The organism is Candidatus Enterovibrio escicola (assembly GCF_002464935.1).
In the GTDB taxonomy this organism is placed as follows: Bacteria; Pseudomonadota; Gammaproteobacteria; order Enterobacterales; family Vibrionaceae; genus Enterovibrio; species Enterovibrio escicola.
Map to the genome: position 1 here is coordinate 1 of NZ_NBYY01000003.1, position 13,562 is coordinate 13,562.

General features: G+C 41.9%; 14 protein-coding genes, 1 tRNA gene and 5 pseudogenes. 9 read left to right on the forward strand and 11 right to left on the reverse strand.

Annotation, left to right across the window (positions count from 1 at the left end):
• Nucleotides 1-207: IS200/IS605 family transposase (gene tnpA, locus BTN49_RS00910; protein ID WP_146678973.1), on the forward strand; the 207-nt coding region annotated here is incomplete at its 5' end.
• Between the two features lie 371 nt (nucleotides 208-578).
• Here the strand turns inward: tnpA and BTN49_RS19820 are convergent.
• A complete protein-coding gene (locus BTN49_RS19820) occupies nucleotides 579-701 on the reverse strand; it encodes a transposase (protein WP_097355650.1) in 123 nt (40 codons plus the stop codon).
• 521 nt (nucleotides 702-1,222) lie between these two features.
• Between BTN49_RS19820 and BTN49_RS00925 the strand changes: the two genes are divergently transcribed.
• Complete coding sequence (locus BTN49_RS00925) at nucleotides 1,223-1,477, forward strand: hypothetical protein (RefSeq protein ID WP_097355652.1); 255 nt, start codon at nucleotides 1,223-1,225, stop codon at nucleotides 1,475-1,477.
• A gap of 218 nt (nucleotides 1,478-1,695) precedes the next feature.
• On the opposite strand, the gene BTN49_RS00930 is transcribed toward BTN49_RS00925, so the two are convergent.
• Together BTN49_RS00930 and BTN49_RS21580 are read right to left on the reverse strand one after the other, a co-directional pair.
• On the reverse strand, nucleotides 1,696-2,199 hold the full coding sequence (locus BTN49_RS00930; protein ID WP_097355653.1) for a hypothetical protein: 504 nt from the start codon (nucleotides 2,197-2,199) through the stop codon (nucleotides 1,696-1,698).
• Between the two features lie 589 nt (nucleotides 2,200-2,788).
• Nucleotides 2,789-3,010 (reverse strand): annotated as a pseudogene (locus BTN49_RS21580) (transposase); the annotation flags it as partial.
• A 190-nt stretch (nucleotides 3,011-3,200) separates the two neighbouring features.
• On the opposite strand from BTN49_RS21580, the gene BTN49_RS19825 reads away from it, so the two are divergent.
• The 5 genes and pseudogenes from BTN49_RS19825 to BTN49_RS00945 all read left to right on the forward strand — a co-directional run.
• Entirely contained in the window at nucleotides 3,201-3,368 is a 168-nt protein-coding gene (locus BTN49_RS19825; protein ID WP_223823738.1) for a transposase zinc-binding domain-containing protein, read from the forward strand.
• A 24-nt stretch (nucleotides 3,369-3,392) separates the two neighbouring features.
• A complete protein-coding gene (locus BTN49_RS13675) occupies nucleotides 3,393-3,557 on the forward strand; it encodes a hypothetical protein (protein WP_158523549.1) in 165 nt (54 codons plus the stop codon).
• A 324-nt stretch (nucleotides 3,558-3,881) separates the two neighbouring features.
• Nucleotides 3,882-4,025 (forward strand): annotated as a pseudogene (locus tag BTN49_RS19830) (transposase); the annotation flags it as partial.
• A gap of 61 nt (nucleotides 4,026-4,086) precedes the next feature.
• Nucleotides 4,087-4,329 (forward strand): hypothetical protein, encoded by a 243-nt coding sequence (locus BTN49_RS00940; protein ID WP_097355655.1) that lies wholly within the window; start codon nucleotides 4,087-4,089, stop codon nucleotides 4,327-4,329.
• A 14-nt stretch (nucleotides 4,330-4,343) separates the two neighbouring features.
• Nucleotides 4,344-4,439: pseudogene (locus tag BTN49_RS00945) on the forward strand (transposase); the annotation flags it as partial.
• 90 nt (nucleotides 4,440-4,529) lie between these two features.
• Here the strand turns inward: BTN49_RS00945 and BTN49_RS14445 are convergent.
• Nucleotides 4,530-4,847, reverse strand: coding sequence for a hypothetical protein (locus BTN49_RS14445; protein WP_190319254.1), 318 nt, complete (start codon nucleotides 4,845-4,847; stop codon nucleotides 4,530-4,532).
• 307 nt (nucleotides 4,848-5,154) lie between these two features.
• Between BTN49_RS14445 and BTN49_RS13680 the strand changes: the two genes are divergently transcribed.
• Nucleotides 5,155-5,313, forward strand: a complete 159-nt coding sequence (locus BTN49_RS13680) for a hypothetical protein (protein ID WP_158523550.1) — start codon at nucleotides 5,155-5,157, stop codon at nucleotides 5,311-5,313.
• A gap of 167 nt (nucleotides 5,314-5,480) precedes the next feature.
• On the opposite strand, the gene BTN49_RS00955 is transcribed toward BTN49_RS13680, so the two are convergent.
• Nucleotides 5,481-5,556 (reverse strand) — tRNA-Asn (locus BTN49_RS00955).
• A gap of 781 nt (nucleotides 5,557-6,337) precedes the next feature.
• On the opposite strand from BTN49_RS00955, the pseudogene BTN49_RS16900 reads away from it, so the two are divergent.
• Nucleotides 6,338-6,776: pseudogene (locus tag BTN49_RS16900) on the forward strand (transposase); the annotation flags it as partial.
• 44 nt (nucleotides 6,777-6,820) lie between these two features.
• Here the strand turns inward: BTN49_RS16900 and BTN49_RS21585 are convergent.
• The 6 genes and pseudogenes from BTN49_RS21585 to BTN49_RS00990 all read right to left on the reverse strand — a co-directional run bounded on the left by BTN49_RS21585 (nucleotide 6,821) and on the right by BTN49_RS00990 (nucleotide 13,515).
• Nucleotides 6,821-7,706 (reverse strand): annotated as a pseudogene (locus BTN49_RS21585) (IS982 family transposase).
• A gap of 208 nt (nucleotides 7,707-7,914) precedes the next feature.
• Nucleotides 7,915-8,613 carry an ABC transporter ATP-binding protein gene (locus BTN49_RS00970; RefSeq protein ID WP_097355699.1) on the reverse strand — a complete coding sequence of 233 codons (699 nt, stop codon included), beginning with the start codon at nucleotides 8,611-8,613 and terminating at the stop codon, nucleotides 7,915-7,917.
• A 13-nt stretch (nucleotides 8,614-8,626) separates the two neighbouring features.
• Nucleotides 8,627-9,910 carry an ABC transporter permease gene (locus BTN49_RS00975; protein ID WP_097355659.1) on the reverse strand — a complete coding sequence of 428 codons (1,284 nt, stop codon included), beginning with the start codon at nucleotides 9,908-9,910 and terminating at the stop codon, nucleotides 8,627-8,629.
• 2 nt (nucleotides 9,911-9,912) lie between these two features.
• Nucleotides 9,913-11,127 (reverse strand): ABC transporter permease, encoded by a 1,215-nt coding sequence (locus tag BTN49_RS00980; RefSeq protein ID WP_097355660.1) that lies wholly within the window; start codon nucleotides 11,125-11,127, stop codon nucleotides 9,913-9,915.
• A complete protein-coding gene (locus tag BTN49_RS00985; protein WP_097355661.1) occupies nucleotides 11,124-12,392 on the reverse strand; it encodes a TolC family protein in 1,269 nt (422 codons plus the stop codon). The genes BTN49_RS00980 and BTN49_RS00985 overlap by 4 nt, the downstream gene beginning before the upstream one ends.
• Nucleotides 12,385-13,515 carry an efflux RND transporter periplasmic adaptor subunit gene (locus tag BTN49_RS00990; protein ID WP_097355662.1) on the reverse strand — a complete coding sequence of 377 codons (1,131 nt, stop codon included), beginning with the start codon at nucleotides 13,513-13,515 and terminating at the stop codon, nucleotides 12,385-12,387. The genes BTN49_RS00985 and BTN49_RS00990 overlap by 8 nt, the downstream gene beginning before the upstream one ends.
• Nucleotides 13,516-13,562 lie beyond the last annotated feature (47 nt).

A 13,562-nucleotide genomic window follows, 5' to 3' on the forward strand; every position in this document is an offset into this window, starting at 1 on the left:
GCATACCCACCAAAGCTTGCAATCAGTGTGATGGTCAATAATTTAAAAGCAGTGTCGTCCCGTCAGCTTCGTCAGCAAAATACGCACCTTGCAAGGCAGAGTAAAAGCTCTGCGTTATGGTCACGCTCTTATTTTGCTTGCACTGCCGGAGGTGCAACAATAGAGACGTTAAAAGCTTACGTGAACAGTCAATCCACACCGAATTGAGCATTTTAACTCCCTACGGGAGTTCGCCTTATATCCCCGCCCGCATTGGGCGAGGGTTTACGGCGATATTGCTAATGTACTGGCGCTGTTCAACTTTAATTTCGTCATCTAGTTTTCGGTGTTAGCTGGGATATTAATAGAAGTAATGAAACTGAAATATCTGAACAACATCGTGGAGTAGAGCCATCGTATGGTGAAGTGGAAGATACGCCAGTGCCTAGGATGGAGATCCATTGACGGTGTTGAGTTGTAGCAGATACTCAGGAAAGGTCATATTGAAAAAGCGGGAGAAATGCTTGTCTGAAAGCAGTTTTATTCACTGGTAGCATAAGTGTATACTGAGAAAGTCGATCCCCGCTTCTTTTTAAACTTTACGACGAAACCACATTGATTGTTGTTACTTTTACCGAAATGATACCGCATGGGTCGTTGATTATAAGGTGAAGTTTAAAGCCATAGAACCATTCTATCGTTCCCAAACGTTGTTTAGTCACCCCCTCAAACCCGTGCCGCTATGGAATACGTAAGTTGTGATAGATCTGTAGCTTTCTTGAATTAACGAACGAGATGCCAGTAGGTTTTACTTGAAGATAAATCAGATAATAACAAAGGGGAACCAGAGTACATGGCATCAACTTAAGCATCCGTATATAGCTAACCTAATCAAGGAATTTATCTGTTAGGTGACAGCAGATAAATTAAGACTATAAAGAAAATTAGGAGAAGTGCGTTATAGGCCTGATTTAATCAACAACGCCTTAGAACATACCAAAGTAACTCGCTTCAACGCTATGACTTGGCTGGATCTTATTGGCATTTTAGAGAGGACTAAGATGTTAATTCATAATTATTTTAGCACACATACGTCACCCAATATAATGAGCGTCGAATGGGTTATCAAGCACAATGAGGTGCCAAGTGGAAGTATTTTTACCGATATATATGGCATAATAAGGATAATGGTGGGGAGCTCTACACGGATCTTTTTCATCATGGTAAGCCCTACAAAATAAAAATGAATAACGGTGATAAGGCAAAGATAAAGAACAGTGTTGACACTGAGCAACGCCATGATATTCCTGATGGAAATGTCGAGTTTTATTATTTAGAGATTGACACTGTCATCGGTATTTGGTGTCAGCCTTTTTTGTTTACCTTGGTAGATAAAACCAATAGGCAGATGGTGTTTACTGCAAAGCTTGGATGGATGACAAACTTTGCCTGCTTGTTGTCATCGGCGTCGATGATGCCTGCCGCAAGGAAGTGCTAGCCTTTGTCAATTCTACTATATTAGAAAGATCTTAAATAAGCAGGCGGGTACTATACTAGTAGTGGAAACGTTTATTGAAATTGTATATTCCATCTTTTATGGCTTAAACACCATGCGAGAGTGTACTTTAGTCTGACTAACTCTCCGCTAGTTTGTTTATTTCATCTGACGGAGAGGGCGTCGTGGTTTGATGCAATGCAATTGAAATGATGAGCTGATTAATCGTAATGTTGCAGAAACGGTGTGATGTGACTGCTGTAGGTTAATACTTTTATGGCACTGCGGTTTTTGATTAGCCATTCGGCTTTTCTACAATTACCAATTCCGATAATGGCTTGCACCAATAGTTTCAAATCTTTGAGCCATTGTTCTTTCTGAACCTTGCTCCAGTCTTCCCTGTAAATTTCAAGATAATGTTCAACCCACCAATAAGAGCCACGTATAAAGCCAGCTAAAATCTGTGTCGCTAGCTGGAGCTGATTATTTTTACCATCAATTGAATAATCATCAGAGAGTGGAGTTCCATGAGAAAAAGCCACATAGTTCATGCAGTATTTAAACAGAGCAAGCAGCAAGGCTGAAGCAGAATCACAGTGCGAAAGGGTAAGTGTTGTGACGGGAAGATGTTTAGTATTTTTACGAAAAAGCGCGACTGTGCGCTTTCCTGGCAGCAGTTTTTCAATAACAAAAAACAAATCGAGAATGATCAGTTTGTTGCTCAATGGAAATTCCTTGTGGTTGCCTTGCTTCCGACACGGTTACTCAGTACATAATTTTACAGTCAAAGGCATGATTTAGGGACGTATCTGTGCAGCATACTCTGTACCTCATTAAAACGGAATGACTTTACAATAAACCTCATAACCTGCCATGTTGAATAGTATTTTTATTCGTGTCAATTCCTGAATTCAAGTCTGGAGTGAGATACTTTCTAATCAAGCTGATAATATCATTTCTTTAAAAATAACGACGGACTGTCTCAATCCTAAATATCTTTTAGACCGATGATTGATCCTTGCTTAAGTGAAGGGAATTTCTTCATCCATGACCATTTTTAAGTTTATTTTTTTCTTTTCTTTTACGTACTATCTCAAAAGCCCATTAGCATTTTTATTTACCTTTTGCTTCCATGAAGAGTAAGGGTAGACAAAAAATTTTAACATCCAAAGTTGTGTTATCTTTTCAGATAAGAAACCTCTCGACTATTATCTACCGTAATTGTATGAACATGCTTTTTGCATGGCATCCGTAAATCAATTGTCACTGCAGTGATATCAGCTGCTGATTTAGATGCCATTCTTGTAATTAACCTCAGATCTGTATAAGTGCGATTTTTTCGAGTTGAGTAATTTTAAGGTTAGGCTTTTTTGGTTGGAACGTATAGGCAATAAGTCCAACAATCAGGTTGACCATAAAGCTCCCACACTACGGGGCTGAGAATGCTATATTTTAGATATATTTCTTAGTTGATCAAAAAACGTTATTGATGATAAATTGTTTTCTCAACATAAGACAATCCAAAAGCTTCATCAACCTCTGGTTTAATGTTCTTTCATTTAAGAATTTCCTCCCAGAAACTATATGTGGTGGGGCTTAAGGCATGTTTCTTTTTGTGATATATTTAATACGATTGAACAGATAAAAGGCATGAATGAATTTCAAAGGTATCAAATCAAAGCTGCTTTGCTTTAAACTTATTTTCACTACGAATTGAGCCATATTCATATCCAGTCATCCCTGCTATGTCACCGATTATCATCAGTCAGAAATAGCTAAGATGCTGAAGTGTGGAAGTTCAGAAAATGGCTTTGCCACTTACCCATGCTTGAGTTGCGGTCAAGGGCAACATAAAGTTAACTTTAGTTGTAAGGGGAAAGCTTGTCCGCAATGAGGAAAGCGTTATGCACGGTAGAGTATGGTCAAAATAGGCGTCCGCCTGTTTCTTGGAGTGAACCATCGGCAAGTTATCTTAACATTTCCTGAGAAATTTCGTATTCCTTTTCAGAATCACTCCAATCAGAAGCGTTTGTATTCTGGGTTTATGGTCTTGGCGAAAGCCTGCGTATTAGAGTTGATTTAGGCGCACTTTAAGACCGATGCGTGTGAAATCGCCGTCATTATTCTCATCCATATCCATAGTCGTAATGGCAACTAAAATCTACATTTACATGTGATACTGGCTAAAGATGCATTCTTTCCTTCGAACCAAGATTGGAAAGGATTTCAGCATTTATCGTTATCTCAGTTACGATTACTTTGGTAAAAACACTTACTAAAGTTAATGGAGATTGAGTTTCCAGCACGTCAATATGTGATTAGAACCTGATGGGATAATTATCCTGATGGTTTCTATGCTCATCCTAGCAATGGTCGTAAAAATAAAGTCTTAAGCAAAAGATACCAAGGGTTAATACGATACCTAACAAACTATTTGTTATCCCCACCGATAGGCTTATCTAGGATAGTTGGGTATGACGGTCATCAAGTCAGGTATTACTATCAATCACATAAAACGAAGTTGAAAACGTATGAGAGCGTGGATGCTTAGGTATTTGTTGGCAGGCTGGTTTAGCACATTCTTCCTAAAGCATTTCAACGAGTGAGATATTATGGCTTTCAAGCGACAGCGCGTTTGTAAGAAGTGGTATGAAGTGATAACGAAGGCAGCAGGAGACTTGGTGGATGCAATGATGAGCTACACCAAACGTATCAACTATGTAGAGATTTTCGAAGAGGTAACAGGTCGTAATCCCTTAAAATGTGTGTTTTGCGGGAGAGGGATGGAGCTAGTTCGGTTCTTCCACCGAAAGCCTAGTGTATTCTTCGATTTATTTGCTTCCGATAGTGGTTAATTGATATGGTCTTGGTGCTTTGGAGTCGAAGTTATTTTGCGGGAACCTGCGGCGGTGCTCTGTTATATATGATAAAGAAATACATCCAGCAACAGGAGAGGCCGCATTAACGTCTTTGACGTTTAAGAAATTTCTATCCCTCCTTCGGAGGGATCCCCTTTTCCTAAAGATCAGTGATTGCACGTCCTTCAATCTGTAACTCAGCCTGTACGGGGAGTATATTTAAGCGATCTTGCTCTGGGTGAAGTCACAAGTGCCTCACACAACTTTGTTATGCAAGCAGAAATCAGTTGTGTCATTAGATAAAAGTGACTTGCTACAAATGTACGCCTTGCGCCATCGCTGGTTACCCACGTTTGCTGATAGGCTATCACTATCGTCATCACTTCGCTAACTGATAGGCGAGAAAGCTTGTTTCTTTGTTTGATACCGGAAGAAATTAGGTGTTTTTTCATGCAGGGAGGAAAGTCTGGCAAAAGTCGTCGACATCGACGATAAATAACGTTTAAGTTATTCATGCTTAAGTCCTTATTTAGTCAATAGTTTATTTTTTAAACAATCAGATCGCGCCTTGGACATTTAGTTCATTTCTTATGCGCAGCTCAGGTTAACTAACTACGTAGTAGTGTTTGTCATACGTCCCCGTCGTTCCTATCTCTAAAGATCCATATCACCTCCTTAATCACACTTTCATGTTATAAAACAATAACCCCTCTCAGAATTGATTTGACGGCTCTTGAAATACCTTAACGGAACCCTTTCTAGTTGTGCTTTTTAGTGTTCTTCCGAGCGTTGTTGATTAAATCAGTGCGTTATAGGCTTGATTTGATCAACAACGCCGGTCTAGTTGATGAATCTTTTGTGGGTGTCTTCGCTATCGTTGCAGCGATATTTACGGGTATTGAAGGCCGTATTACCACAAGCAAGAATTTTGGTGGTATTTTCAATAATCGCATCCCATATTTTGTTGTCAGATTTCTCTGAAAGAAGTTAGCTGAGACTTTTACGCAGGAAGGAATTTAAGGTGAATAAACATCAGGCCACATGGATATATGAGAATACGCCACACAAGCTTACAATGAAAAGAATAACCTAGAAGTTAGGTCTTATTTTACTGGTCGTCCCCATCAAAAGATGAGAACGACCGAATGTGGCTCCCCCTGCAAGACTTGAACTTGCGACATACGGATTAACAGTCCGCCGTTCTACCAACTGAACTAAGAGGGAAAATTTGGCAATGATATAAAATACCGCTCAATACTTACACGCGCTTCACGAGAAGGAACCCTATTATATATAAAGTTTGAAAGACTTGCAAGTACTAATTTAGTTGATAACCCGAATTTCGTGCCTATTAACGTGAATAGATGAGCTAATTTTTCATGTCTATACCCAATCAACTTGAAGACATAGGTTTGATATCGTATATTCAAGTTAATTCCAGCCCAAAAAATTAATTTTCCCAAGTATTACAAATCCTGTTAGGACAGTATGATACCTGCAGTAGTAGACAATTAGGTTGCAAGTCATACCGACGAACCATTCAAATTATAGATTGTCTGATAATTGTGCGATATGTGGATTTCAGAGGTGCACTCCCTCGAGTGCTGCCATTTACGCCAACAACATCCGTGATTTGAGAGTTGCTTGGTCAGTCAATTATTTCAGCGTTATCTCTCTCATGAACATGCAAACCCAAACCGACTGTGGCACAAAACATATAGGCATGGATATACATTCACATACCCTTTAAACCTGAACTGCGCATAAGAAATGAACTAAATGCCCAAGGCGCGATCTGATTGTTTAAATAAGATCATCAGTCAATAAAGGACTTTAGATTGAATAATTCAGCCACTGTTTTCACCGATATTGCGGATTTTGTCAAATTTTACTTCCTGCTTAGAAAAAACACCGGATGTTAGATGTTAAAAGGGCGTTATTTCCCAAATATCTGAACTAATCGTGATTCCTACGATCAGATCGTCATGGAGTTAATCGGGAGGTGATGAGGGGAAAGACCAAGTATCATACCAGTAACTGGAAATAATATAATCAAGTATTAGTAAACCGTGGCTCAATAACTATCTTAGATAGACATCGCTGACATTAAGGCCTGGTATTGTCTAAAACATCATGGTAATCGTGGTCGTAGATTCATATTTTCGGATACCGCGATTGAAACAGCACTGATGGTAAAAAGTATTTTCAAGCTCCCACTTCGTGAATTAGAAGTCTTTCTAAATTTGGTTTTTACGTTGATGACTGTTCCGCTGAAATCCCCTACATAAACTTGCATTAGTAAGTGTTCGAAGAACGTAAAAGTTAAGTGTCGTTTACCAAGTCTAGGAGCTGTCGCCCACGTCGTTATTGACGCCACAGACCTGAAGATCTACGGTTAAAGTGAATGAAAAATGCATAAACACGGTAACGACAAGCGTCGTATCTGACGCAAACTTCATCTTGCAGTTGAAGTGTCTACTAATTAACTTCATATCTGTATAAGCACTTGCTTATCTAACCTAGTTATCTTGATGCTCGGCTTCTTTAGTTGAAATGAATACGCGATGAGGCTCGCCAGCAAGTTGACCATAAAGCTGATACAACTACGGTGCTAAGAATGCTTGATTTGGGATATGTTTTGTAGTTGGTCAAAAACGGTTTCGTTAATAAAACGTTTTCGGATCATTAGGCGGTCTTAAAGTTTCATTATTTTTGGTTTCATATTTTCTTTCATACCAGTTATCAGTGTTACTCCCTTGTCTGTAAGTTCCCGCTCCAATAGATCAGCTATATAACCATTGTTTCCGTATAAACACCCCCAAATCTCGTCATCAATTTCCGACATAGGCTTTCTATTATCCACGTTATCCATTGTTACTTTGACTGAGATGATGCCACTTTGGTGATTGATAATGAGGTGTAATTTGAAACCGTAAAACCACCTCATCGTTCCTTTTCCTTGCTTCGAGGTACCTTAAAGAACTGATGTTTAATAATGCGTAGGTTGTAACAAACCTGTAGCTTGGACGAATCAACGAAGGTAATCACTATCAGGCAAGGCCTGACAGTGATTAAAGTAAGAGAGGAAGCGGAACACCTTGCATAAGCTAGCGCATTTGTGTGTAGCTGACTAATTCAGGAAATGCGTTGGTGAGGTAGCTGCAAACCAAGTGGATGCAATAGTTTTTAAAGTCTCAATACCCCGATTGATGGAAAGCTCTCACTATCATCACTTCGCTAACGTGAGAGGAGAGAAGGTTTGTTTCTTTGTTTGACATCGGAAGAAATTAGATATCCTTCCCCCATGCAGGGAGGAAATTCTAGCAGAAGTCGTCGACATCGACGAAAACAGCGGCTAAGTTATTCTTATCCAAGTCTTTCTGCAGTCAATAGTTTATTTTTTAAACGATCAGATCGCGCCTTGGACATTTAGTTCATTTCTTATGCGCATCTTAGGTTGCTGATATTGTGCAGGGCCTTTCCCCTCATCACCTCCCGCTTAACTTTATGATAATTGGATTGTATGACTTGCGATTAGTTCAGATATTTTGGAAACAACGCCATGTCAATGCCGTTTGATATTTACGTTGCTTGGTCTGAAATTACCTTGCCGTCTTTTATGGTAATCACCCGCTTAGTTCGCTCAGCTAACGCGTTATTGTGAGTGACGAGAATCAGTGTCCTACCTTCGGAGTGTAGTTCGTTAAACAGAGCTTCAATCTCTGAGCCTGATTTAGAATCCAACGCACCGGTAGACTCGTCAGCTAAAATTATCTGTGGGTCATTCACTAATGCTCTGGCGATTGCTACCCGTTGCTTTTGCCCTCCGGAAAGTTGGTTAGGTTTATGGTTGATGCGGTCACCCAATCCCACCTGTTCAAGTAGCGTCGCAGCGCGTTTTCGGCGTGTTTTAGTTTTTACGCCGGAATAAACCAGCGGCAACGCAACGTTATCGAGCGCGGTGGCATATTCTAGCAAATTAAAACTCTGAAAGACAAAACCAATTTTTTGGTTACGAATTGCCGAAATGGCATTAGCCGTCATGGATGAGACATCACGGGCATCGAGGTGATATTTTCCGTGGGTCGGTTTGTCTAGACAGCCTAGTATATTCATTAGGGTCGATTTGCCAGAGCCGGAAGGCCCGAGGATAGACAGGTATTCACCTTTGTAAATGCACAGATTGATTCCGTCTAGAGCTCGAACCTCTGTCCCTCCGCCGGTGTAATATTTACAGATGTTTTCTAAATGAACCAAAGGCTTTTCTGATACCTTAACTATCTTTTTACTAAAATCATGCACTTTGCAGTGCCTCCAACGGTGTTATGCGTGCTGCACGGTTAGCTGGTAGCCAAGCTGCGACCACACCGATCACCATTAAAGTCACGATCACCACCACCACTACGATAAAAGAGATCTCAGGTACGGGCTTACCCAAGGTTTGATAAAAGCCAGAGCCTCCAAGATTGACCGATCGGATGAGAGTCACTAACCCGTATGTGACAGTCAACCCCAAAACTCCGCCAAGCATTGTAGTCATCATGGTCTGAACCAAATAATGTAACCGGATGGCCATCGGGGTTGCTCCTACCGCCATTCTAACCCCAATATCTCGGGTCGAACGTTTCACTGTGGCATACATGATGTTGGCGATACCCAGCCCAGCTACGGCCAAGGTGATAAAACCGATAATGCTGAGAAAACTCTGTAGTCCGATTAGAAACTTCTGCGTACTTTTTTGCTCTAGGAACATATCCTGAATCTGAACCACCTGCTTATCGGTAACGTCAGCGCCGTGTTTTCTGGCAATGACTTGACGTAACATCTTCGCCAGCTTAATCCTGTTTATACCAGCTTCAGGCTGAATATTAATCGCCCCGATATCACCATTAGGGTAGAAACGTTTCCAAGTCGCCATCGGCACAAAGCTAGTGGAGTTAATCTGATCACTCTCCTCTATCCAAGAGCTGTTTTCAGCCAATACGCCCACCACGGTAAATTCCTCCGAGCCTATTTTTACCACTTTGCCTACCGGATCTGTTTTGAGATTGATAGGCTTAAACCAGCTAACGTCTTCTTCAGGATTAAAAAGTTTGCTAGCTGTCTCGTAACCGAGGACTATTACTTTACGCATTTCTTTTTCATCTAACGGATTAAACCAGCGACTTTTTGGAAGAAGTTTAAGCCCAGTCATCAAATTGAATCCGAGGGTAACTGCAAGCGGTTTATGCCAAATAATACGGTCTTCCACCGATAGGTACTCGTCCCATTGAACCGTAGGAAGCGCTAGTATTACCCCAGGTAACGCTATCAACGCGGCGGGATCATCCACTTTTAGCTTTAACCATTTCCCATGGTGGAACACGTCATTATCTACCGTGGCCATTCCCCCTGTAAGGTAGATAAGGTTGCCATTACCATTCTGTATAGTTCTTAGGATACCCTGTCGGATACCTTCTCCGACGGAGAGCATACCAGCGATACAGAGCGTTGCCCATGCTACTGCGAGAATTGTCAGGCCAAGAGGTAGCTTCTCTGCTACCATCTCCTGAAAAATTTGTTTTATTGGTAATAGCATGACTAAAACCTCGCACTCAGCGCTATAACAGGCGTCAGGCAAGACGCCCTTCGTGCAGGAAAGTAAGATGCTAACACTGCCAACATTGCTGTAACCAGCAAGGATAGTGCTACAGAGCTAAGGGTGATAGTCGGTATGCCTATCCAATCCGGAAGCGATACTTGTCCGAGTTGTGCAACGACCCCATAAGAGGCAAGTAGTCCCAGTGAAGTGCCTATGAAAATCAGTACCATCCCTTCAACCATAAACTGCCCTAAGATGGTTTGAGGAGTCGCACCGATCGCTAGTCTAACACCTATCTCACGAGTCCGCTCGGTAACCGACAAGAACATAATGTTTGCCACACCAATCGCCCCGACTGCCATGGTCATTGCACCACTGGCACCGAGAAAGATCTGAATTCCACGCAGGAACGCATTGATCATGTTCACACCTTCACCTAAATCCGGCAGATAGATTGCATCTCGGTCGGTCGGGTCAAAGTGTATCTGGCGAGAAAAAAAACTTAGGATCTCCTGTCTGAGTTGAGGTATACTTACTCCTTCTGCTGGCTTTACTAGCATCCATCTCGGCTTGTCTGCCCAGATATCCTGATAAGTAGTTTTAGGGATCAGTACCTTAGGACTGTAACGAAATGGATTCCCCCCATCAGCCTCACTGAGTAGGCCGATCACGTAAAACGGAATACCATTGATCTTTACCGAATCCCCGATAACTATTTTACCCATCTCTGCTATTTCACCATTCAATATCGCCACCCGAATGTGGTTGGTGATATCAGTGGGTGAGATATTACGTGAACCCTGCTGGGTCTTGAGCAGAGCCAGTGGTAAATAAGCACTGTCAATACCACCAACATACGAGGTCAGTAACTGGCCTTTTATATTAGTTACCTTCGCATTCATCTTTTCATATATCAGAGAAAGTTCCTGAACAAAGCCAGATTGGATTAGGAGTTGAGCTTTTTCATCGGGAATCTTCACTACCCGACGTGACGGCAGCCCCTTCCAAGGCTTACTGGTCTGAAATGGCCAAGCACTCTGCGTATTGCTTACCAGCAAGGCAAATGATGCACTTTGACGTTGATAAAAACCTTCACCTAGAGCTACCAGAACCACAATAGAGATCACGCCCCAAGTAATGGCTACGACAGCTAGGGTGCTTCTCATCCGATACGCGGTTAGAGTTTGCCAGGTTTGGCTGAAGATCGGACTCATGATGTTAGAGCTACAGAGATCAGATTGATGGTATCATTGTCAAGCATGCCAGCAGTTTGAAGCAGGTCTACACGCTGCTGCCAGTAGTTGTACAGATTAATCTGAAGGTTGTTGCGAGCGCTGAACAGATGGTTGTGTGCGTCGATCACGTTCGATGCTTCTGACATCCCAGCATTATACAGGGTCTGTTTGCTTTTCAGTACCCGTTCGCGGGAATCTACTAATTCCTTAGCCATCAACACTTGCTGCCAGTTAATACTCACCTGAGAGAACTGCTTTTGTACCAGTTTTTGAATATTGATTTCGATTTTACGTTGATCCTGTTGTGTGTGGCGTATATTAAGTAAGGTTGTATCGACTTTTGCCTGAGTTGATCCATTAAGGTCAATTGGAACCTTTAAAGTTAGTGAAGCATTAAATTCCCCAGCAGAGGATTTATCTATATTTTGATAACCTATAGTACCTAGCAGGGTCGGGTAATACCCACCCTTAGCCATGTCTCTATCGTATTCACTAACTTTGACTTTCTGTTTTGCGACGAGTAGCTCAGGGTTGTTATCTTTAGCGAGTTCTAACCAGCGTTGCTGCGAGTCCACGAGCATAGTTGGCTCTGCCAGACTGTGGCCACGGATCTGATCGACATGATCTGGAAATTGATTGATAAGTGCTAGCAGCTCAGAGCGTGTATCCTCAAGTTTGGATTGGGCTTTTAAAATAGCCGTTTTTTCCTCTAGTTGGTTGGTGCGCATGTCTTCTACCTCAATGGACTTCACCTTACCGGCATTAAAGCGTTGCTCGGTGATAACCAGCAGTTTTCTTCCCTCATCACGCTTTCTTTGAGCTAGCTCTAAGTCGCCTTGGGCGCTGGCCTGTGCCAGATAGGCAGTTATAAGTCGTTTCACCAACTCGTTATGCACTTTAGACAACCGAAGCTGTGATATGACTAGATTTGCATCAGCTTGATCCATTTGGGACCACAGACTGCTATTCCAGATAGTTTGGTTAAGACTAGCAGTATAAGTATTGCTAGTACCTTTTTTCTTATTCCAAATAGAAGTGGTGCTAGCCGTCAATGACGGGAGTAAAGCACTTCGGCTAGTCATTATATTGTTTTCTCCTAACTTTACTCCAATCTGAGCCTGTTCATAAGTCGGATCATACCGCTTGGCTGCTTGCCAAGCCTGCTCAATAGAAATCGCTTGCGCTGACTGGTTTAGCACTGCTATCACGGTGTAACCCAGCACATTTAGCACTTTATTAATCATGAATTTCTCCCATCGTGCTGTTATCTATGATTTTCTCATCCGCTTCAATCCCTTTATACACTTCAACGTTAATACCATCAGAAAGACCAAGTTTTACCGGACGAGTATAAAAACCCTGCTCAGACTGGTCTGGAATCAGCACCATTGGTGTTTTCCCTTTAAACTTCAGTGCTCGTTCCGGAATCGTCAGCACATTCTCAGACTTTTTTAACGTGATCTTGGCGGTAGATGAGAACCCTGAACGTAGATGAACATTCTCAGGGATCACCAGCTCTCCCACTTCCACTTCAAAGCCGTTGTCGAAACTTTTAGTCTTGGTATCGGTAGGATAATTGAGTTGTTCAGACTGAATAGCCACTTTGGTCAGTACACCTCGTATTTCGACTTCAGGGTAAGGTGCTACAGTTAGGGTGACCGGCATGCCCAGTATCAACTGGGCTGCATCGTGTTCACTAACGCTGCCCTTAAAGATCATCGTTTTCATATCTGCCAATGACATTATCTGGGTCGCTACCTGACGAGACTCGGTCGAAATGATCGGTTCCCCGACTTCAATTTTTAGATTTAGCACCGTACCTTTGATAGGGGCATAGATAGTAGAAGTCAGTCTAGTATCACCGATAAAGGCTTCCCCACTGTGGATGAGTTCAAGCATTTGTCGCTTTTGTAGCACTTTTGCTTGTGCCGCTTTCACCGTAGAACTGACGTCGACGTAATCATTATAGTTTGATAGAATGATTTCCTGTTTGATCAGACTTTCTAGATTAGTAAGCCTCTGCTTTTTTGCTTCTAAATCCACTTCGGCAAGCATAAGCGTGGTAGAAGCATCGGTAAGTTCCTGTGGAGTTGGGTTAGGCATAATCTTGATAAGTGGCTGACCCTGTTCTACTTTTTCACCAACTCGAGCGTAAATCTCCCCAGCAATACCGTTAATCTGAGACTTGATAGACACCGAGTGTGCCGGTACCATTTTGCCGACAGCTACGGCTTTCTTTTCGATCGTTCCTAGCCCAACTGTCAAGGTAGAAAAAACTACCGAAGTACTGCCTGATCCTAAATGAAGATACATGCCAACACTAAAAAGTGCGACGGCAACAGCAGATGAAGCCCAATGCTTAGTCATACTAAATATCCGTTTTCTATACCCAATTAGGCCTAAAAATTCAAGTT

What these genes read in the sequence shown, in the direction of transcription:
- BTN49_RS13675 (WP_158523549.1), top strand. Translation starts at nt 3,393, where the DNA reads ATGGTCAAAATAGGCGTCCGCCTGTTTCTTGGAGTGAACCATCGGCAA.
- BTN49_RS00925 (WP_097355652.1), top strand. Translation starts at nt 1,223, where the DNA reads ATGAATAACGGTGATAAGGCAAAGATAAAGAACAGTGTTGACACTGAG.
- BTN49_RS00980 (WP_097355660.1), bottom strand. Translation starts at nt 11,127, where the DNA reads ATGAGTCCGATCTTCAGCCAAACCTGGCAAACTCTAACCGCGTATCGG.
- BTN49_RS00975 (WP_097355659.1), bottom strand. Translation starts at nt 9,910, where the DNA reads ATGCTATTACCAATAAAACAAATTTTTCAGGAGATGGTAGCAGAGAAG.
- BTN49_RS00985 (WP_097355661.1), bottom strand. Translation starts at nt 12,392, where the DNA reads ATGATTAATAAAGTGCTAAATGTGCTGGGTTACACCGTGATAGCAGTG.
- BTN49_RS00990 (WP_097355662.1), bottom strand. Translation starts at nt 13,515, where the DNA reads ATGACTAAGCATTGGGCTTCATCTGCTGTTGCCGTCGCACTTTTTAGT.
- BTN49_RS14445 (WP_190319254.1), bottom strand. Translation starts at nt 4,847, where the DNA reads ATGAATAACTTAAACGTTATTTATCGTCGATGTCGACGACTTTTGCCA.
- BTN49_RS00940 (WP_097355655.1), top strand. Translation starts at nt 4,087, where the DNA reads ATGGCTTTCAAGCGACAGCGCGTTTGTAAGAAGTGGTATGAAGTGATA.